The sequence below is a fragment of the Blautia glucerasea genome (assembly GCF_020537505.1).
Taxonomy (GTDB): Bacteria; Bacillota; Clostridia; order Lachnospirales; family Lachnospiraceae; genus Blautia_A.
In genome coordinates, this window is sequence record NZ_JAJBMO010000018.1 from 48,168 (window position 1) to 67,009 (window position 18,842).

The following is an 18,842-nucleotide window of genomic DNA, read 5'->3' on the forward strand; positions in this document are numbered from 1 at the left end:
TATTACTTGTAGAAGAAAAAAGTCAAATGGCAGATGATATATAGAATATAAAATTAATAATGTAGAGGCAATAAAGGTGAAAAAGGTAGAAATTATTGAGAGAATCACAGATGCTAATGGAAGCATAAGTGAAAACATATTGACTAGCTGGGAACATAAAAACCAATTCATACCGGAAATTATAAGGTTTGGAGAATTAAAAATATATCTACAGGAACGAATTGTTAAAAAGAATGATAGTGATGTTCATCTTTCAAAATATGAATATGATATTTTACTTCTTTTAGCGAAAAGTCCAGGTAGAATATTTGGAAAAGAAATGGTTTATGATCTGGTATGGAATGAACCTTATTCCGGTGATTATAATGTGGTCATGCGACATATCTGCAATATCAGAGAAAAAATAGAAGATGATCCTGGACAACCATTATATATACAAACAGTACGAGGTGTAGGATATCGGTTTAATGGGAATTTAGGCAGCGAGTGAAATCGCTGCCTATTATTATGGTTTTACAAAGAAGGGAGTTGGTTATGAGAAGATCTTTGTATTTCAGGAGCATCCTGTTTGAGATATTTGGACAGGTTTTGATGTATCAATTCCAACTCTTTTATTTCTTGCTTAAAAGAAACGTATTGAGTATTTAGTGATTCCTTTCTGGAAATAAGATCTGAAAGTTGCTCTTGTAACTTATTGGAATTAAGATGTTTCAGGTCTATACCATTTTCCTGTAAAATATGTTCAGCACCAGCGAAAAGAATAATTTGAGATTCATATTTACGGAAATAACGATCCGGATCTTTGGAGCTTTTATAATGGTCATCGTAAATTTTATTTTTCTGATATTGTTTGGCATATTTTAGCATTTCTCGAAGATGACGTATCTGAGACTCGAGAGAAACAACAGAGGTATTTACCTCTTTTTGCTGCATATGTAACAAGGCTATGCGGTCTTCAAGTTCTGAAAAATTATGTAGATTATGTGTGAGCATCTTGTTATATTCAGCAGAGACAATTTTTAAATTTTCCTTATTTGCCCATTTCTGAAGCCCAATGTTTCCTGCTATATTGGGAGCATTGGTATCTATTAATTTGTTATGAACAGAAGGAAAAATAGCTTTCTGACGTTTATTTTCAATGCGTTCTTTGATACGTTCTTTAGTAAAATTTTTTCCTAAAGATTTAGCACTTCCACGCACTGGACGGGACATATCGGGAGAACGAAAGGTAATGTATTTTCTGCTGTTTTCGCCAAATTCTGCGTTTTTTATTTCATATCCTTTAGCTTCCATAAATGCAAGAAATTCTGAGTAAGTGGAAACAATTCGGATTGTCTGGTTGATATCTTTTCGCAGCTGCGCTTTTTTACTGGATTCAGATTTATTTGCAGCCCATTCATTGTATTTCATTCCTTTTTTACCATCTGGCATAATTGTGGACAGATTATGTTCCTGGCATAAAGTGTCGCTGAGATTTCGTATTTTCCAGTAATTCTTTTTACAGTCATGGTAATGAGAAAAAGTGATGTTATCTGCAGAACAGAAAATTAAATGGTTATGTACATGACCTTTATCAGTGTGTGTTGTCAGAACATAGGAGTATTTTCCCTCCAGTAAGCGATCCGCAAGTTTTTTGCCAATCTGATGGGCTTCTTCATAGGAAACTTCACCAGGGGAAAATGCCTGAATCAGATGAAATGCCTTATTTGTATTGTGCGGATCTCTGCAGTCATGTGTATGATCCAAAGTGTATTTAAAGTCAAGAACGGCTGTTTCGGGAGAGCAGGCAAAGGAAGAAATATATAGATTCTGGTCAGTTTTATCTGGATTGCAGATGTATTCTATTGCTTTATCAACGGTTGTTTTGATACCATGGATTTTTGTAACTGCCATATTTTTTCCATTAACTCCTTTATATCGTCCAGGTCCTTTGGGTAAACTGTATTGGTACTGTTTATACGATGGGTGATCTGATTCAAATTGCTGCTGATATTGCCCAGCAGGGTATTCATTTTTCGGATATGAGAGTAGTCTACTTCATATACAAATCCATATAAGATCATTTTCCGTAGAAAGGCAGATTTGCTTTTCATCCTGGAAAGACGATATTTTTCTTCTAAAATGTATTGTTCGTCATCATTCAAATAAAATTGTACGGGATGAATTCTGGTACGTTTGCTCATTGAAATCCTCCAATTCGTTTTTTTCTATAAAAAAGAGTACAAAAAAACTGTCTAACCAGTTCGGCTATGACAGTTATGGTACTTGGTTTTTTGTTGGTTTGGACAGATGTATCTGTAAGTTATTTTAACAGGACTGGGTGAAAGCGTCAAATTAAGAAATTATAAAATATGAGAGGGCCAGGGATACTCCCTGATACATTTTGGTAGAATGAACCGGAAAGGGAATTTGACAAAATGAGCCAGTTGTCATGACACTGGCAGTGCTTGCTTCTTTTGGGGTGTAGCCTGCAAAGCAGGCTATGCAAAAGCTATAAAACATAAATGGAACTGTGAGAAGTGGTTGAGAATATAATCCTGATAGCGTATAATCAGAGCAAGAAATCGTAAGTGAGGGATAAATTTGAAACGTGAGGAAATTTTTCAATATGTGAAAGAGCAATATGGAACGGAACCGGAATATTTATGGAAAAAAGATCCTGATTCTGCGGTGCTTCGACATAAAAATGGAAAATGGTATGCTATAATTATGGCAGTGGAAAAGAAAACACTGGGATTAGAAGAAGATGGAAAAATTAATATCCTGGATGTAAAATGTGACCCTGATCTGGTTGGGATGTTAATTCAAACGTATGGATTTTTACCGGGGTATCATATGAATAAGCGACACTGGATTACGATTCTTTTGGATGAATCTGTCAGTGAAGCTAAGACGCTAGATTTTCTGGATATGAGTTATGATTTAATTGACAGTGGGAAGTAATTAAAATTAAAAAGGAAGCCTTTCAGAAAAATCTCTGATCGGCTCCCAGGTATTCATTCTGGATATGTATAAGTTGATCTTTGCAACAGGATATTTTCCCAATCTCGTTCATGGCGCAACACTCGGAGAATATGAATCTCTTTTGTTTCTTCCATTATAATATAAAAAATAATAGATGGCGGAAAAGATCTTTTATGTATGGAATATCCTCTGTACAGAATTTGAGTTCGGGGAAAGGCAGTACTGAACTGGCCTAAATTCTGCATTTGTTCTTTCAGATCAGATTGAAAACGGTCAGCACGTTGCTGGCCGAATTCTTCTTCAATATAATCTGCAATGTCTGTGACATCGTAAATTGCTTCCCAGGTTAAAATAATTTTATATTCTTGCATTTCTTCGTGCATCCCTTAATTCTGTGATTTTGCGAAAAGCATCTTCCAGTGGCAATTCACGACCAGCTTCCATATCATCAATTCCCCGGTCTAACATGCGGAGAAGATGATTGTTTTCCTGGTTTTTATCGGTTGTAGGGACTTTTTTTGTTAATTCCATGAAATCACTCCAATCATACGGTTTATAAATAGTGTATGTTGTTCAGAAGTATCTATCCATAGTTTAGCATAGAATGGGCAGCAATACAATTGAATTATTTTGCAGGAGCGTCCGTCAGACCAAGAAGATATTCGCAGGAAACATTAAATACTTCGGCCAGTGCGACAACTTCGTAGTCGGGAACGAAACGTGTGCCTTGTTCAATTCGCAGGATTGCCAGATCATTAAAATCATATCCTGCAAGTTGTAATTTGGCAGCGAGTGTTTTCTGAGTAAGATTATGAGCCTTTCGTAATTCTTTTACCCGTTGTCCTATTCTGTTTTTACTGTTCGTTTTTTTATCCCAATAAATAATCATTCTGATCCTCAAAAGTTTCTAAAGATGAAGTATTATTATTGATTTTAAGGAAAAATATTGTTACTATACTTCTAAAGATGAAGTTTTTGGAAAGTTTATTTGATTTTTGAAATAAGAAAATGATAATGCTGCCTGTAATGAGAAATAATTCTAATGAGAGGTGGAAAGAAGATGAATGAATTTTATGAAGCAGTATCGAATTTATTTGAGGAATTGCGCTGTGACTCCGGAGAAAGAGAATATACAGTACAGCCGGAAGAATGGAAAGAAGCAGAGAAGAATTTGAAACAAATACAAAAGAAGCTGCCACTACATCTGGAAAAAATCCCAGAGCGTGAGCAGAATTTCTGGAATAAATATCTGGATCAGTTAGAACATTTCCATTATGAAGAGGAGCAGCGGGCTTATTACCAGGGAATGATGGATGTAGTTGAGTTTCTTATTAATATAGGGGCAATAAAGAAATCCACGAATGTTAAGAGAATGATAGAAAAATATGCACGTTAAGAGTGGCGGTATGGGAAACCATACCGCTTCTTCAGAATAATTCAGATAGAATTCAAATGAATTTCAGGGATCTTGTTTATCGTGGTCTGTAGGAATTTTGTATGTGCGCAGGTATGCTTCTACGATGGCAAGGATAGCGGTAATTTGCTCATCGTTGCATTTTGACAGGTACATGAGCAGGCGTTGATAATCAAGATTATCTGTATGATTGTTTGGATAAAACAATGGTTCAGGAGGAACATTTAAAGCGCGTACCAGTTTTCTGATTTTATGAAAACTGGGAACTCGGCCCCCATTTTCAATTTCCTTTAAATATCGGCTGGACATTTCTGCTTTTTCAGCTAATTCTTCATAAGTCAATTTTTGCTCGTGTCGGGCGTTCTTAAAAAACAATCCCAGTTCTTTATCTGTTTGTTTTGGCATATGATACACCTCCATGTTTAGTGTATAGTTCCCTTTCTTGAAAGAAAATGAACTAATATTTCACTAAAAAAGAGGGTGATATTTCACTTTTTAAAAGACATATAAAATTCTGAATTTCCGTAAAACAGATCCGGAGGTATTGGAAAGATTAAGAATTTTATTGTCTGGTATCACATCCGTCATTACGTGACGGATGAAATAGATAAATAGTTCAAAAAAGCAAATAAATTTCTTTACCTCAAAAAGTGAATTATATGCCACAAGAAATGATGGCAAAATATTATCTTTTGATATAAATAGCGTCCGATGGGTTAAAAACTACCCATTAGGACGTTTTTTATATACCTCAAAATACAGGAAAAACAATTTTCTCGTATTTATTAAGAAATTTTTTAAAAATTTCTTCCCACACCCCGACAAATGCACTTATCCGTTTGGGATATGTGTGAAGGGGAAGCAAGAACTTTGCTTATTGCCTACCGGCGGGGAAGGAGGTGAACTCTTATGGAGCAATCCTCTTTTCAAGATGAGCAGACAGTCAGACATCAGTTTGATTCTCTGTGCAAGCTGGCATTGAAAAGTGAAGTTATTAATTATGAAAAGCATATGGCATATCGCCAGAAGTATGAAGTGATGTTGTCAGAATTATCAGAAAAGGAGTTGAGCAGACTTTTTATAATGGATGAGCATGAAATGGAAACACATCGTTTTCAGGTTCTGGGTTACGACATAGAAGTCAAAGATGCATTGATTGCTGAAGCACTGCAGACACTTACTGAAAAGAAAAGGAATGTTGTGTTATTATCATATTTTATGGATATGAGTGATGCAGACATTGCCAGAGAAATGAATCTTGTACGCAGCACAATTAATGAGCATCGTAGACGATCACTGGAACTGATGAGAAAAAATATGGAGGAATCTGCAAATGAAAAAAAGTAAAAAACAGAAATGCGCATTTGATTTGCTGCCATTCCATGTTATTGAGGCAGCATCAACTGGTGATACTGAGGCAATCCAGGCAGTGTTGAAGCATTATGAAGGGTACATAACAGTTTTAGCTACCAGAAAAATGTTTGACGAATTTGGACAGGTGCATTACTGTGTAGATGAAACTCTGCGTCAACGCCTGGAAACAAAACTGATTACTAAGACCTTGGGATTTGATACGAAATCATATGTAAGGAAAAGTAATCAGTAAAGGGAGTATTTATATTAACTGCTAAAGATTTCTGCTCCCCTTTAGAAATCCGTGGGCAGTGTAACTGTACCTTGAAAATTACATATAGTTAACTTGCAGGAACGTGTGAAATAGTGGAGCTATGTAGCAAATACGCGGAGACTATCTGCTTTTTAACTTCCCGACAAATTGTCGAGAAGTGTGGAAGTGAAAACTGAGGAAGTGCTGATTTTGGCATTGAAGGAAAGGTACGAGCGAGAAATATATTGTTACCAACAGAGCTTAGGAACTTTGTAGCGAGGAAACTGTTTTTGATAATGATACTTCCGATAAAGATTCGGTCTGAAAAGATGGTGCAAATCCAATGAGGCCATGCCTGGTGGCTGCCTGCAGGTTTTTGATAAAATGCCTGTTGATAAAAGAACATTTTAACCATGAAGTGTTTTTTTATCAGCGGGCATAAAAAGAGGGGGTGACAATTTGGAACTTGAAAAGACTTTGTTGTCTGTAGAGGAATTCTGTACATATATGGGAATTGGAAAAACGAAAGCGAGAGAACTGCTTTCTAATCCTAGTTGTAAGTATGTAGTTCGGGTCGGACGACGAGTGTTGATTCATAAGGAGCTTTTAGATGCTGAATTGAAGAAAAGTGCTAAGTTTCAATTGAAAATGTAATGTTCAACAAAAGTAAAAAAGGCGGTAATAGACACTTGATGTTGAAGCACAATTATGCTACAATATGGAAGAAAGGAGATGAAAAGATGCCCAGAATAATTCCTATTAGAGAACTAAGAGATACGAATAGAATGTCAGAAATGTGCCATGAGTCAGAAGAACCAGTTTTTATAACGAAAAATGGCTATGGAGACATGGTAATCATGAGTTTGGAAACTTTTGAAAAAAACTCTGGTATGAGTGACTTTTATGGAAATGTGAAATTTAAAAAAGGCAAGTATTCTGATAGGACAGAAGAAAAAGAGCATCCCATTTCCGAGTGATCTGATAGACCGCCGATAGTTTTTACTTTTGAAATTGCAAGCAACAATTATGAAGGTGAAAATTATGGGAAAAGACTTAAAAGGAAAAGAACTTGGCAGAGGTTTAACACAGAGACCTGATGGACGTTATATGGCGAGAGCGCAGGTTGCAGGAAAAAGCGTTTTATTATATGGTTGGAAATTGAGGACTCTTAAAAAAGAATTTGCTGAAGCAGTGGAAGAAGCCAGAAAAGGTTCAATATGGTTAGGCTATGAAACTGATACTCTTACATTAAATGAATGGTTTGAGGAATGGTACGAAAAATATAAGGCTCCGACATTGAAAAATGGAGGATCAGCTCAGTATAGGCGTAAATTTGTAAACTATTATGGTGTGAGAATTGGATCAAAAAATCTGAAAGATATTCGGCAATTACATGTTCAGACAGCGATTGCTGATATGCTCGAAGCTGGGAGATCATCGAAATCGGTCAGAGAAGCGACTGGTATTTTACAGAACTGTATTGAGGCAGCTATGGCGAATGGTTTAACTTCTATTAATCCGACTGTAGGAGTTGTTATTCCAAAGTGTGATAAAGTTGAAAGAAGAGTACTGACAGTAGAAGAGCAGGAAATTTTTATAGAACATTTGGAAAGAACAAAAAGCTGGTATGAAGAAATGTATAAGCTGATGTTGCTTACAGGAATGCGTATCGGGGAGGTTGGTGGACTTCAGTGGGGAGATATTGATTTTACGAATCGATTTATCAGTATAAAAAGATCTCTGTCATATCAATATGAGGATGGCGTGAAAACTATGTTTTTTACATCACCCAAGACAGAAAATTCTGTCAGAAAAATTCCTTTTTTTGGAGAGACAAAAGATATACTAATGAGGCAGTTTGAAAAACAGAAAGCCAAGCGAGCTGACATGGGAAAGAAATGGAAACAGCCCAAAGATATGGACGATCTGATATTCACTACATCATTAGGAACTCCAATAGGTCGTTATACGATTGAAAATGATATGAGAAACATTACAAAACAGATAAATGAGACGCTTCGAATAGAAGCGGAATATTCGGGAACAATTCCTAAGAAATTTGAAAGAGTCCATCCACATGCTTTGAGACATACTTTTGCAACAAGATGTTTTGAAAAAGGAATGACCCCTCGGACAGTACAGGAGATTATGGGACACTCAAATTATAATACAACGGTGTCATATACACATGTATTGGACGATATAAAACTAAAAGAAGCAGAACGTTTGGGGGACTTCCTAGATAATACGAAAGCAGCACAAAGAGTTGTGCAGGACGAGCTTCTTGGTATTATGTAGGCAATAGAATTACTCAATTAGTTACGTAATGAGGTTGTTGAAACGTTTTTAGACTGATTGTTAAAGTAATATAAAACTGAAAGATCCGCATAGCGGAAAATGCTGATTTTAACTGGATTATTCGCATAGCAGGTAGGAATGTAAGACTTAAAACTTTGCATAGCAGGAGGTATGTAAGTCGAAAATATCGCATCGCAGATGGGTAAATAATCTGATATTTGCAGATCTTTAATAAGAACCATAAAACCTTTGAAAATCCAGTATTTTCACAATGTTATTAACTTAAGGAATCTTTTACATTTTGAAGTGTAAGAGGTTCCTTTTTTCTGCGATTTTGCTGTATAATAAAAATAGATAATAGGTGTCTTTTCCATAGGGCAGGTGATTTTATAAAAAATTCTCAAAAACGTACCTGTTGTGATATCATCTTCTGAAAACTGCACATCCGGGAACCGAAATATCACCCCAGGGTATTTAAAACAACGTATGAAGCTGAACACACTGGCTTTTTATGAGCTTTACCGCCATCATAACAGAAACTTTTACAAAGACCCCGGTTTCTCTACTTTTCAAGGCTATCTGGCTTTAGCGGCAGATGGTTCAGGAGTCAATATCCCCACTACCAAGGAGAAACTGGAAAAATTTGGAACTTCCAGCAGAAAAGGAACAAAACCACAGGCGTCCATGGTTTTGGATGTCTATATGATGTCATGAATCGCATGATTTTGCATTCCGCATTATTACGTACTATAGAACTCCCAAATTGGGAAAATAGTTTATGGTTATAAATAAAGCGGTTTACATGAGAATATTTATTTTGCCTGTGGCAAATAGAAAAAAGATGGTAGAACTTCTGAGTTCTGCCATTTTTTTTGGGGGGTATTGTGGAACTACATGTATTACAGTAAAAGCATATTAGAATGTTGGAATCCCAAGGTCAAAAGTTTTATCGTGCAAGCTTCCGGAGAGCAAAAAGAATGTGATGGAGGCAGAGCGGTACTGAATGGAAAAAAGCTGTGTAGTTGCATAAAGATATAATTATCCGGGAGATGCGTATGAAAAAGTGCTATAGACTCTTTTTCTTTGCATTGAAATCTGATATACTCATATAAGTCAGATGAAACTAACTAGAACTTATTTTTGTATTTTGCATACAAATAAAACATTTTGATATTATTATAGAAATTGTTTGTTAAATACACATGCATGGTAATGAAAAAATTCTATAAAATGTGATTGGATAGTTACTGTTCACCATGTTCTCAGTAACACGCTTCGCGATGCACAGAATTTATGCTAATCACATAAATCCATGCCGTATGTTTTGGGATTTTGGCATATTCATGCCAAAATATCTCGCGGAATAGTAACATTCGATATCTGTGAATTGAATACTTTTTGCTGACTTGTTTTATATTTTGATTCATGTTAAACTAGTGTTAAAAAGTTAGGGGCAAAAGATTTTTTGACCCTGACTTGATATCTACGAATTGCTCTGCTGCAAAGCAGTTCCCTGATATCATGTTAATTCTTTTGATAAGCTTATGTAAGCTGACCAAAAGAACTGGTAGAAATTAGGGGGTTTTATAAATGGAAATTGGGATTTTGGAGGAGTTCGTTTCCTTGGTAGAAACGAGCAGTTTTCAGGATACTGCGTTTAATATGAATGTTTCACAGTCAGCTTTGACTAAGCATATTCAGAAATTGGAGACGGAACTGGGGACTTTGTTATTTGACCGTTCTGCAAGATCAATCAAAGTAAATGAATATGGCAGAATTTTATATCCATATGCAAAACAGATGATTGAGACGAGTCAGGAAGCTGTGGCTGCACTGGATGAATTGTCTGATGACAATAAAAATGCATTTGCTATTGCATATGCACCTGTTTTGGGGCAGTATGGATTGATTGATCTTATCACGGAATTTACAAAAACACACCCGGATAATGATATGCGTACATATGAGACATACCAGCCAATGAATTTGCTGAAGATGAAAAAATGTGATTTTGCATTTCTGGGAGAAGGTGAGGCTGCGGATCATAATTTTAACCAGCTGATTTATAAAACAGATCATTTGGCAGTTGTTCTGCCAAAGAATCATAAGCTGGCGGATAAGAAAAATGTTACCCTGGAAGAACTTGCGAATGAGAAATTTATTTTACACGCGAGTGCTACCAGCATTCCTCATGAGGAGACTCAGAAATTTAACGAATTATGTGAGAAAAAGAAATTTATCCCACATATTGTAGCGGAATCGCAGTTTACTTCGACAATGATTCGTTATGTGCTTGGAGGATGTGGTGTTGCTGTTTTGAACAGGCTTCATATTCCAGCAGAGGCATTGGAGAAGTGCGCAATCGTGGATATTTCGCCTATAATTCGTTCGTATATTTATTTATTGTACAGACGAAAACTATCCTGTCCGGCGGCAACAGAATTTTTGCATTTTATGATAGAAAAAATCAGTTTATGAGAAACCGAAAGTTTATATCAGTTAAAAAATAAGACTAAAGTCTATAAGACGGAGGCCTTATTTTTTTGATTTTTTGGATATATTATGCGATAGTATACTAAATTTTTTATGAATTATAACTATGTTTCCAAAATGGAAAGCGCAGTTATTGCAATGGAATTGCTAAAAACCATCTGTGACGATACAATAAGTCCATCAACATGAGCCGACATAAAAGAGTAAAAAACAAAAAGAAAGGAGTATTTCAAATGAAAGGAAGACAAAAAGTAATTGCGGCATTATGTATTGCAACAATGCTGTCCGGGACCACAACAGGAGTATTTGCAGAAGAGACGGAAAAAGCTGCACAGGTATTGGCATCAGATGTAGTGCAGGAGGAAAACACAGATGTGGAATCGGGAATTAAGAAAATTTATACTGTAAATCACATTTATGGAGATGGTCAGAAAGTATCCAATGTTATTTTGGAGTATCCAACAGCAATTTCAGGAGCCAGCCTTATACCAGATATGTTTGAGGTAAAGGACAGAAATATTACTGCTGTTCATACAAATAGTGAATGTGCTGTGACAGAAGAAAATGTAGATGGAAATTATGTAATTTTGGATTTGGAAATTCAGAGCCCGCTTTTGGACGACCGGTATGCTACAGACGGAAGAATCAAAGGAATGACTGTAATTGATGATGCAACTGTAATTCAGCATCAGGATGTTACAGCTATTGACGGAACTGTTTTCGCTGGAAGCGAGGAAGAACATTCTACCTCCGCTGGTGATGGCGGTATCATGGGAAATGATGCTATTCTTACTCCGGATGTAGATAAGTTTGATGATAACCATTTCTTCAATGATCCGGAAACCCATACTGTTCTCCATTACAATTTCTACAAACCGGATGGTTACCAGGATTCTGGAGAGAAATATCCACTGGTACTGTTTATTCCAGATGCAAGTGCAGTAAATTGTGATTGGGAATATATTCTTCAACAGGGAAATGGAGGAACTGTCTGGACATCAGAGGAATGGCAGGCAGATAACCCGTGTTTCGTAGTTACCATGATTTTTGAAGACAAATATATCAATGATTATTGGGAATATTATGAAGGCTATATGTATGGAACAATGAACCTGATCAAGGATTTGGAAGAAAAATATTCAGTTGATACAAGCAGAATTTACACAACCGGACAGTCCATGGGTTGCATGGCTTCCATGGTAATGATGGAAAAAGATCCTGAACTGTTTACAGCTGCCTATATTATGGCCGGTCAGTGGGATGCAGAGCAGGTAAAAGATATTAAAGATCAGAATATGCTGCTTCTTGTTTCTGAAGATGACCCTGCATGTGAAAGACTTGATAAGAACGTAGCAAAATGGGAAGAAGAAGGCGGCGTTGTTGCCCGTGCAACCTTTGATGGTATTGCAGCACCGGAAGATCAGTCTGCAATTATTGATGAAGCGTTATCATCTGATGCCAATATCTGCTATCTGAAGATTGCTGCTGGTACTGGAAGCATGGATGCAGATGGAAATGCTTTAAAAGGCGGACATAGAATGACATGGAGACTTGGATATGATCTGCCAGGTGTTAAAGAATGGCTATTTTCGCAGACAAAATAGGCAATAAGTTATAAAAGCAGGGCCGTCCATTGGAATGTGGGCGGCCCTTTTGTATATTTCAATGATCAGATAAGGAGAGAACTGGATTGGATAGAAATTTAAGGGAACAAAGAAGAGAAAGGAAGAAATCCGGTATGGGTCGCCATGGTTTGAGACATCATGGTGCAGAAGATCATGGCACAAATCGTCACGGCAGAGAACAGCATAATGGGTCAAGAAACCGAAAGGGTTACCGCCTTCTGGTGGAAAAGCCGGGAACACACTTACTATTTATTGGTTCCAGATCCTGCACAAGGCATAAAGGAACCATGAAAATGGAACTTCAGCAGGAAGGTAAACTGACATTTCTGATATTGGATGATGTAGACTGGATCACAGGTTCATATTTGAATGAAATCGAAGAAGCAGTGCGCCTGGTTGTAAGTGAGATTCATCCGGAAAAACTGATATTGTTTGGCGGTTGCCAGATTGAACTGCTTTCGACGGATTATGCTACCCTGACAAAGAATCTGTCAGAGGAATTGAAGACTAATATATATTTTCATAAGGGATGTCATTTTGTTGGATATGATCCTTATGCGACTGAATAGAAAGGAAATGTGAATGGCTGGATTATGGAGAAAGCTGCCACCACTTATGGCAGATAATTTTGGTTTTATTGAAGTTATAAATCAAACAGAGGGAATGGGAATTATTGATGATTGTTCAGAATATCGGACAACCAGAGAACGAAAGCGAAGAACACAGCATTCAGACATTCGAGTTGTGCATACAGAAATGAATAGCGAGGATGTCATACGTGGAACAGAAGCAAAGGTATTAAAAACTTTTGAAAATTATCAGAGTATATATAATCCTCAATTTGTACTCTTGAGCGCAGGTCCATGTTCTGCAATGATAGGAACTGACCTGGAACAGGCGGCTGAAAAAATAGAACAGGCAAGCACTATCAGGACTGCTGCTGTAAAGCTATCAGGACAGGGAAAATATGACACGGGAATATCGGAAACATTACTGGCATTGGTAAAGCTTCTGGAAAAAGCAGAAAAAATGGAAGATGGATGTATTAATATCCTTGGAGCAACTAATCTGGACTGGCAGGAAAACAACACAGAAAAAATCAGAGAATGGATAGAACAGGAAGGGTCGCATGTAATTGCAAATCTCGGAGGAAAAGAGAACACATCCAATATTGAAAAGGCAGCAAAAGCATCTATGAATCTTGTAGTTTCTGTTTCTGGAATTTCAGCAGCGAAATATTTGGAAAAAGAATATGGAACGCCATATATGATTTGGGCACCATTTGGAAAAACCTGTGCCGAAAAAATGTTCTCTGCTCTTCACAAAAAAGAAATATTGAATATTCAAAAGGAACATCAAAATTCAAGTTGTGCAGATAAAAATAAAAGAAAGGAGAAGGTGTTGATCATAGGGGAACAGGTTATGTCCAATGCAATCAGGGAAACCCTGCATGAGGATTATGGGTATTTCAATATACAGGTGTGTACATTCTATATGTTTGAAAAAAGCATAGCCTGTTCAGGAGATCGGAGAATCCGAAGTGAGGAAGATGCGGAAAAACTTTTGCGGGAAAATGAATATCAGATAATTATTGCAGACCCATTACTTAGAAAGTTGTCTACGTCGTCCAACTGTATATGGATTGATCTTCCTCATAAAGCATTTGCGCTTTATGGAGAGGTACAAAAGTTACCTTCCCTTTTAGGAGAAAATTTAAATAAATGGATGGAAAAACAATGGAAAGCTGCTGGATGTGATTTGAATTAAGCTTGCACAGAAGAGAGAAAAATATGAGGCAGATAGCAATATATGGAAAAGGTGGAATTGGAAAGTCAACTACAACACAAAATCTGGCAGTTGCATTAGCTGAACGGGGAAGAAAGCTTTTGCTGATTGGATGTGACCCAAAAGCAGATTCGACAAGACTGATTCTCGGTGGAAGAGTAAAAGATACGGTTCTGGATGTTATGCGCGCGAAAGATGAGGAAGATATAATACTTGAGGATTTAGTAAATATCGGATTTAAGGGGATTCGGGCAGTAGAATCGGGAGGTCCGGAACCAGGTGTCGGATGTGCGGGAAGAGGAATTGTAACGGCAATTAGTCTGCTGGAATCACTGGGCGGGTATGAAGAAAAAACGGATTATGTTTTTTATGACGTACTTGGAGATGTTGTGTGTGGAGGATTTGCCATGCCAATACGTGAAGGAAAAGCTGAAGAAATTTATATAGTGTGTTCTGGTGAGATGATGTCGCTGTATGCTGCGAATAATATCTGTAAAGGAATTCAGCGATATGCACTTTCAGGAAAAACAAAATTAGGGGGTCTGATCTGCAATTCCCGCCTTGTAGATAATGAACTGGATTTAGTAAAAGAATTTGCAAAAAGAATTAATACACAGCTTTTATATTTTATTCCCAGAGATAATATAGTGCAGCATGCAGAGTGTAAAAGAAAAACAGTTCTTGAATTTGCACCAGAGACCCAACAGGCAGATGAATATCGGACTTTGGCAGAGAAAATCGAAAAAAATCAGAACTTTTCAATTCCAGATCCATTGTCATGGGATGAACTTGAAATGCTTATGGAGAAATATGTGAATGGTTAAAAAACACAAAAAAAAATATAAATATAGAAAACAATTGTACAATTTCCAAAATGGAAATCGTGGATGAAAAAACGGAATTGATTAAATATTGTGCATTTTGTATAATCGAGCTACAAAAAAGAAGTGCATAGGAAAAAATGCACAAAAACAAATGTAAAACGGAGGTTTATGAAATGAAAAGAAAAACACTTATTGCGTTACTGGCAGCAACTTCTATGGTATTTGGTGTTTGTTCCCCTGCCTTTGCTTCCGATATCCAGGTTGAGTCTGCTACACCAGTAGAGTCTGAAAACCAGGCATCGAAAGTCGTTGTAGCAGTTGATGATGACTCTTTTACCATCGGACCTTGGGGAAGCGATTCAGCAGTCAGAGACTGGACGGAAGATATTATTTGGGCACATCTGTGTTATCGTCCTTTTATTGGAGCAATGTTGGAAAAAGATGAGCTTCAGATGAATGCCGCAAAATCAGTGACAAAGGTCGATGATTCCACTTATGATGTAGAGCTCTTTGATAATATTGTTGATAATCAGGGAAATCCAATTAAAGCATCTGATGTTGTATACAGTTATGATAAGCTGGCTGAGCTTGGTTTTGTATCTGAAATTTCTCTGTATTATGACAGTGCAGAAGCAACTGGTGATTATACACTTACCATAAAGCTGAAAGATAGCAGTGAAGGTGCGATTGAAGCTGTTCTTTGCAACTGCTCTATTGCAAGCGAGTCATGGTATGAAAATGCTTCTGAAAATGATATCAACTCCAATCCTGCAACTACAGGTGCATATAGTGTAACAGAGATGGTTGCCGGTTCCGGTGTTACTATGGAAGCAAAAGATGATTATTGGAAAACAGAAGACAGAGCTGATTCTGAATTCCAGAATGTAAAAGAAATTGAGCTTCGTTGTATTACAGAAGCTTCTGCAAGATCCATCGCATTGGAAAATGGTGAGATTGATCTTGCTGAAATTTCTTCCGATGAGATAGGAAGATTTGAAGACAATGATGATTATTCTGTTACCCAGTATTTAAATGGTATGTCCCAGTATCTGATTTTTAACTGCAGTGAAGGGAATGTATGCTCTGATGAAAATGTACGTAAAGGTGTTGCATATGCATTTGATGCTTACAACATGTCTCTTTCCGCTGGTGAGTGCGTTATGAGTCATGATGTTGCACCAAACCTTGGACCGGATTATGTAGATTCCTGGGATGATGAAGAGTATTTTACATATGATCTGGACAAAGCAAAAGAGTATCTTGCAGAGGCTGGATATGATGAAAGCAATCCGCTTGAACTTAGCTTCCTGAACAGTTCTCAAGCTCCACAGCAGCCATATGTAGCCTTACAGTCCATGCTTGCGGAAGCAAACATTGTTCTCAATATTGACAGCCAGGACCGCGCTGCAAGACAGGCAATTCAGAATGACCCAACAGCTTGGGATATGTGTGAATTCTCTAATGAAGTAGCAGACTTTACAACCGGATTCTGGAATGATCTGTTTGGTGGAGAAAGCAATCAGTGCTTTGTACAGGATGATGAGATGCAGTCCCTTTTGAAAGCTGCAATTGCAGACAGAAGCGAAGAGAACATGACCGCTTTCCATGAATATATCAAAGACAAAGCATATATCGTTGGTGTATATACAGAAGTAAGATCTATTGTTGGTACTGCAGGAATCGAAAGTGTTCCGCTTCCAAAACTGAATGCAGAATTAAATGCAATCACATTTGCGGATGATTATACATCTGTTGAAGACTGATATTAAAAACAACTATTAAAGCTTGTATGAAAAGCGGCTTATTCAGAGCCGAAAAAATAAGATAAAATAATAGAAAATAGGTTGCTGTTACCTTGTTTTTCAGCAGAAAAGTCAAAGTAACAGCACCGTTTTCTTCCTAAAAAAAGGGAAAGGAAGTAAGTTCATGGTACGATATGTTGTAAAACGATTATTGATTATGATCCCAACGCTGCTGGCGGTAGGAATTATCATGTTTACGTTAATGAACTTCGTCCCGGGAGATCCTGCACAGCTTGCGTTAGGTTCGGGTGTACATTCGGAGGCGGAGATTGAGGCAAAACGTGTAGCACTTGGGCTTGACAGACCATTTGTGGTCAGACTTGGGGAATATGTCACAAAGGTTTTTACACGTTTTGATTTTGGCAAATCTTTAATTGATGGAACAGAAATTAAATGGGAATTAATGAAACGTTTTCCACATACAGCCAAGATTGCAATTTTCAGTATTATCCTGACTGTGGTGGTGGGATTGCCGCTGGGAATTTATACAGCGGTACATGCAAACTCGTTAGGAGACAGAGTATCGCTTTTGGTTACATTGTTGTTTGACTGTATGCCAAGCTTCTGGACCGCGCTTATACTGGTACTGCTGTTCTCGTTGAAACTGAAGCTTTTGCCTTCTTCCGGAGCGAAATCGCTGGTCTATTTTATATTGCCTACGATAGCAAACTCACTTGGCGGACTTGCAGGTTTTACCAGACAGGTCAGAGCAAGTATGCTTGAGGTAGTTAAATCAGACTATGTAACAACGGCAAGATCCAAAGGCCTTTCGGAAAGAGATGTAATCTATGGACATGCACTTCCGAATGCGTTGATCCCAATCCTTACTGTAATTGGTATGAGATTTGGTTCTATGCTTGGTGGAGCTACCATCATCGAAGTTGTATTCTCCATTCCTGGAATTGGACAATATCTGGTAAACAGCATTAATAACCGTGATTATAATGCCTGTACCGGTGGAATTATATTTATTGCTTTTACATTTGCATTGATTATGTTGCTGACTGATTTACTGTATGCTTTTGCGGATCCTCGTATCAAAGCACAGTATGTATCCTCTAGCAAAAAGAAGGTGAAATGAGTATGGATGATTTAAAAAAGAGACATGGCAGACATCATGGATATCATGAAAAAGGCAGAAAAGGAAAAAGACGTCATCATATTGATCCAAGTATCAAACCAGGGTCAGCTAAATACATATGGGCGAGTGTTTCTCACAATAAAGGAGCAGTATTCGGAATGGTGTTTCTGGCTTTGATTATTGTTCTTTCATTATTGTCTCCTTATATTTGCAAATATAATTATTCTGCGACAGATTTTGCGAGCATGAAAGCATGGCCTTCAGCACAGCATTGGTTTGGAACAGATGATCTTGGACGAGACATTCTTTCACGAGTTTTATATGGAGCAAGATATACTCTGATCATTGGACTTTTGTCTACTGTTTTTTCAGCAATCGTTGGAGTTATTATGGGCGCAATTGCAGGATACTTTGGTGGAATCGTTGATTCCTGCCTGATGCGTTTCCTGGATCTGTTCCAAGCCTTCCCTTCACTGGTTCTTGCAATGGCATTCTGTGCTGTATTTGGAACTGGTGTAGATAAATGCATTCTTGCACTTGGTATTACAGGAATTCCTGGATTTGCCCGTCTGATGCGTGCAAATATCCTTCGTATCCGTAATATGGAATATATTGAGGCAGCAACAACTATTAACTGTCCTACCTGGAAGATAATCGCACAGCATATTATTCCAAATGCGGTATCTCCTATTATCGTTGAAATTGCAATGAGTGTAAGTCGAAATGGTCTTGCTGCATCTTCCTTAAGCTTTCTTGGTCTGGGTGTACAGGAGCCGAAGCCTGAATGGGGACAGATGCTTGCAGCAACAAGAAATTACATCCGTGATTTCCCATATATGGTAATTATTCCTGGAATATTTATCGTACTTACAGTGCTTAGCTTCAACCTGATCGGAGATGCTTTCCGTGATGCACTTGATCCAAACTTTAAAGACTAAGAGGGATAAGAA

The 18,842-nt window shown here is 37.4% G+C and carries 23 protein-coding genes; 17 read left to right on the top strand and 6 right to left on the bottom strand.

The window, feature by feature from the left end:
• Positions 1-76 precede the first annotated feature (76 nt).
• Positions 77-490: a winged helix-turn-helix domain-containing protein gene (locus LIQ05_RS13565; RefSeq protein ID WP_118045776.1), complete on the top strand. Its 414-nt coding sequence runs from the start codon at positions 77-79 to the stop codon at positions 488-490.
• A gap of 23 nt (positions 491-513) precedes the next feature.
• Here the strand turns inward: LIQ05_RS13565 and LIQ05_RS13570 are convergent, their stop codons facing one another.
• Positions 514-1,893, bottom strand: coding sequence for a relaxase/mobilization nuclease domain-containing protein (locus LIQ05_RS13570; protein WP_226821412.1), 1,380 nt, complete (start codon positions 1,891-1,893; stop codon positions 514-516).
• Entirely contained in the window at positions 1,842-2,183 is a 342-nt protein-coding gene (locus tag LIQ05_RS13575; RefSeq protein ID WP_005426517.1) for a plasmid mobilization protein, read from the bottom strand. The genes LIQ05_RS13570 and LIQ05_RS13575 overlap by 52 nt, the downstream gene beginning before the upstream one ends.
• Before the next feature lie 400 nt (positions 2,184-2,583).
• Between LIQ05_RS13575 and LIQ05_RS13580 the strand changes: the two genes are divergently transcribed.
• Positions 2,584-2,943, top strand: coding sequence for an MmcQ/YjbR family DNA-binding protein (locus tag LIQ05_RS13580; RefSeq protein WP_008703804.1), 360 nt, complete (start codon positions 2,584-2,586; stop codon positions 2,941-2,943).
• 53 nt (positions 2,944-2,996) lie between these two features.
• Here the strand turns inward: LIQ05_RS13580 and LIQ05_RS13585 are convergent, their stop codons facing one another.
• The 3 genes from LIQ05_RS13585 to LIQ05_RS13595 form a co-directional block, all read right to left on the bottom strand.
• Entirely contained in the window at positions 2,997-3,335 is a 339-nt protein-coding gene (locus LIQ05_RS13585; RefSeq protein WP_019162149.1) for a type II toxin-antitoxin system RelE/ParE family toxin, read from the bottom strand.
• Positions 3,322-3,495 carry a hypothetical protein gene (locus tag LIQ05_RS13590; protein WP_005426514.1) on the bottom strand — a complete coding sequence of 58 codons (174 nt, stop codon included), beginning with the start codon at positions 3,493-3,495 and terminating at the stop codon, positions 3,322-3,324. Before LIQ05_RS13590 ends, LIQ05_RS13585 begins: the two co-directional genes overlap by 14 nt.
• A gap of 94 nt (positions 3,496-3,589) precedes the next feature.
• On the bottom strand, positions 3,590-3,853 hold the full coding sequence (locus tag LIQ05_RS13595; RefSeq protein WP_015541275.1) for a helix-turn-helix domain-containing protein: 264 nt from the start codon (positions 3,851-3,853) through the stop codon (positions 3,590-3,592).
• A 171-nt stretch (positions 3,854-4,024) separates the two neighbouring features.
• Between LIQ05_RS13595 and LIQ05_RS13600 the strand changes: the two genes are divergently transcribed.
• Positions 4,025-4,360, top strand: coding sequence for a hypothetical protein (locus tag LIQ05_RS13600; protein WP_005426510.1), 336 nt, complete (start codon positions 4,025-4,027; stop codon positions 4,358-4,360).
• A gap of 63 nt (positions 4,361-4,423) precedes the next feature.
• On the opposite strand, the gene LIQ05_RS13605 is transcribed toward LIQ05_RS13600, so the two are convergent.
• Positions 4,424-4,783 (bottom strand): helix-turn-helix domain-containing protein, encoded by a 360-nt coding sequence (locus LIQ05_RS13605; RefSeq protein WP_015524620.1) that lies wholly within the window; start codon positions 4,781-4,783, stop codon positions 4,424-4,426.
• Between the two features lie 504 nt (positions 4,784-5,287).
• Between LIQ05_RS13605 and LIQ05_RS13610 the strand changes: the two genes are divergently transcribed.
• From LIQ05_RS13610 to LIQ05_RS13675, 14 genes are all read left to right on the top strand, one after another.
• On the top strand, positions 5,288-5,725 hold the full coding sequence (locus LIQ05_RS13610; RefSeq protein ID WP_005426505.1) for an RNA polymerase sigma factor: 438 nt from the start codon (positions 5,288-5,290) through the stop codon (positions 5,723-5,725).
• A complete protein-coding gene (locus LIQ05_RS13615) occupies positions 5,712-5,984 on the top strand; it encodes a helix-turn-helix domain-containing protein (RefSeq protein WP_118248127.1) in 273 nt (90 codons plus the stop codon). The genes LIQ05_RS13610 and LIQ05_RS13615 overlap by 14 nt, the downstream gene beginning before the upstream one ends.
• 459 nt (positions 5,985-6,443) lie before the next feature.
• Positions 6,444-6,638 (top strand): excisionase, encoded by a 195-nt coding sequence (locus LIQ05_RS13620; RefSeq protein WP_118608528.1) that lies wholly within the window; start codon positions 6,444-6,446, stop codon positions 6,636-6,638.
• 86 nt (positions 6,639-6,724) lie between these two features.
• Entirely contained in the window at positions 6,725-6,961 is a 237-nt protein-coding gene (locus LIQ05_RS13625) for a type II toxin-antitoxin system Phd/YefM family antitoxin (protein ID WP_118608554.1), read from the top strand.
• A gap of 64 nt (positions 6,962-7,025) precedes the next feature.
• Positions 7,026-8,282 carry a tyrosine-type recombinase/integrase gene (locus LIQ05_RS13630; RefSeq protein ID WP_226821414.1) on the top strand — a complete coding sequence of 419 codons (1,257 nt, stop codon included), beginning with the start codon at positions 7,026-7,028 and terminating at the stop codon, positions 8,280-8,282.
• 486 nt (positions 8,283-8,768) lie between these two features.
• Positions 8,769-8,996, top strand: a complete 228-nt coding sequence (locus LIQ05_RS13635; protein WP_226821416.1) for a hypothetical protein — start codon at positions 8,769-8,771, stop codon at positions 8,994-8,996.
• 876 nt (positions 8,997-9,872) lie between these two features.
• Complete coding sequence (locus LIQ05_RS13640; RefSeq protein WP_226821418.1) at positions 9,873-10,760, top strand: LysR family transcriptional regulator; 888 nt, start codon at positions 9,873-9,875, stop codon at positions 10,758-10,760.
• Between the two features lie 248 nt (positions 10,761-11,008).
• Positions 11,009-12,379 (top strand): prolyl oligopeptidase family serine peptidase, encoded by a 1,371-nt coding sequence (locus LIQ05_RS13645; protein WP_226821423.1) that lies wholly within the window; start codon positions 11,009-11,011, stop codon positions 12,377-12,379.
• Between the two features lie 86 nt (positions 12,380-12,465).
• Positions 12,466-12,969 carry a hypothetical protein gene (locus LIQ05_RS13650; protein ID WP_226821425.1) on the top strand — a complete coding sequence of 168 codons (504 nt, stop codon included), beginning with the start codon at positions 12,466-12,468 and terminating at the stop codon, positions 12,967-12,969.
• A gap of 13 nt (positions 12,970-12,982) precedes the next feature.
• Positions 12,983-14,167 (top strand): nitrogenase component 1, encoded by a 1,185-nt coding sequence (locus tag LIQ05_RS13655; protein WP_226821427.1) that lies wholly within the window; start codon positions 12,983-12,985, stop codon positions 14,165-14,167.
• Positions 14,168-14,190: 23 nt separating this feature from the next.
• Positions 14,191-15,009 carry a nitrogenase iron protein gene (gene nifH / locus LIQ05_RS13660; protein WP_226821463.1) on the top strand — a complete coding sequence of 273 codons (819 nt, stop codon included), beginning with the start codon at positions 14,191-14,193 and terminating at the stop codon, positions 15,007-15,009.
• A 173-nt stretch (positions 15,010-15,182) separates the two neighbouring features.
• Positions 15,183-16,772 (top strand): ABC transporter substrate-binding protein, encoded by a 1,590-nt coding sequence (locus LIQ05_RS13665; protein ID WP_226821429.1) that lies wholly within the window; start codon positions 15,183-15,185, stop codon positions 16,770-16,772.
• Between the two features lie 163 nt (positions 16,773-16,935).
• Positions 16,936-17,892, top strand: coding sequence for an ABC transporter permease (locus tag LIQ05_RS13670; RefSeq protein ID WP_226821431.1), 957 nt, complete (start codon positions 16,936-16,938; stop codon positions 17,890-17,892).
• A gap of 2 nt (positions 17,893-17,894) precedes the next feature.
• Positions 17,895-18,830, top strand: coding sequence for an ABC transporter permease (locus LIQ05_RS13675; RefSeq protein WP_226821433.1), 936 nt, complete (start codon positions 17,895-17,897; stop codon positions 18,828-18,830).
• Positions 18,831-18,842: the final 12 nt, after the last annotated feature.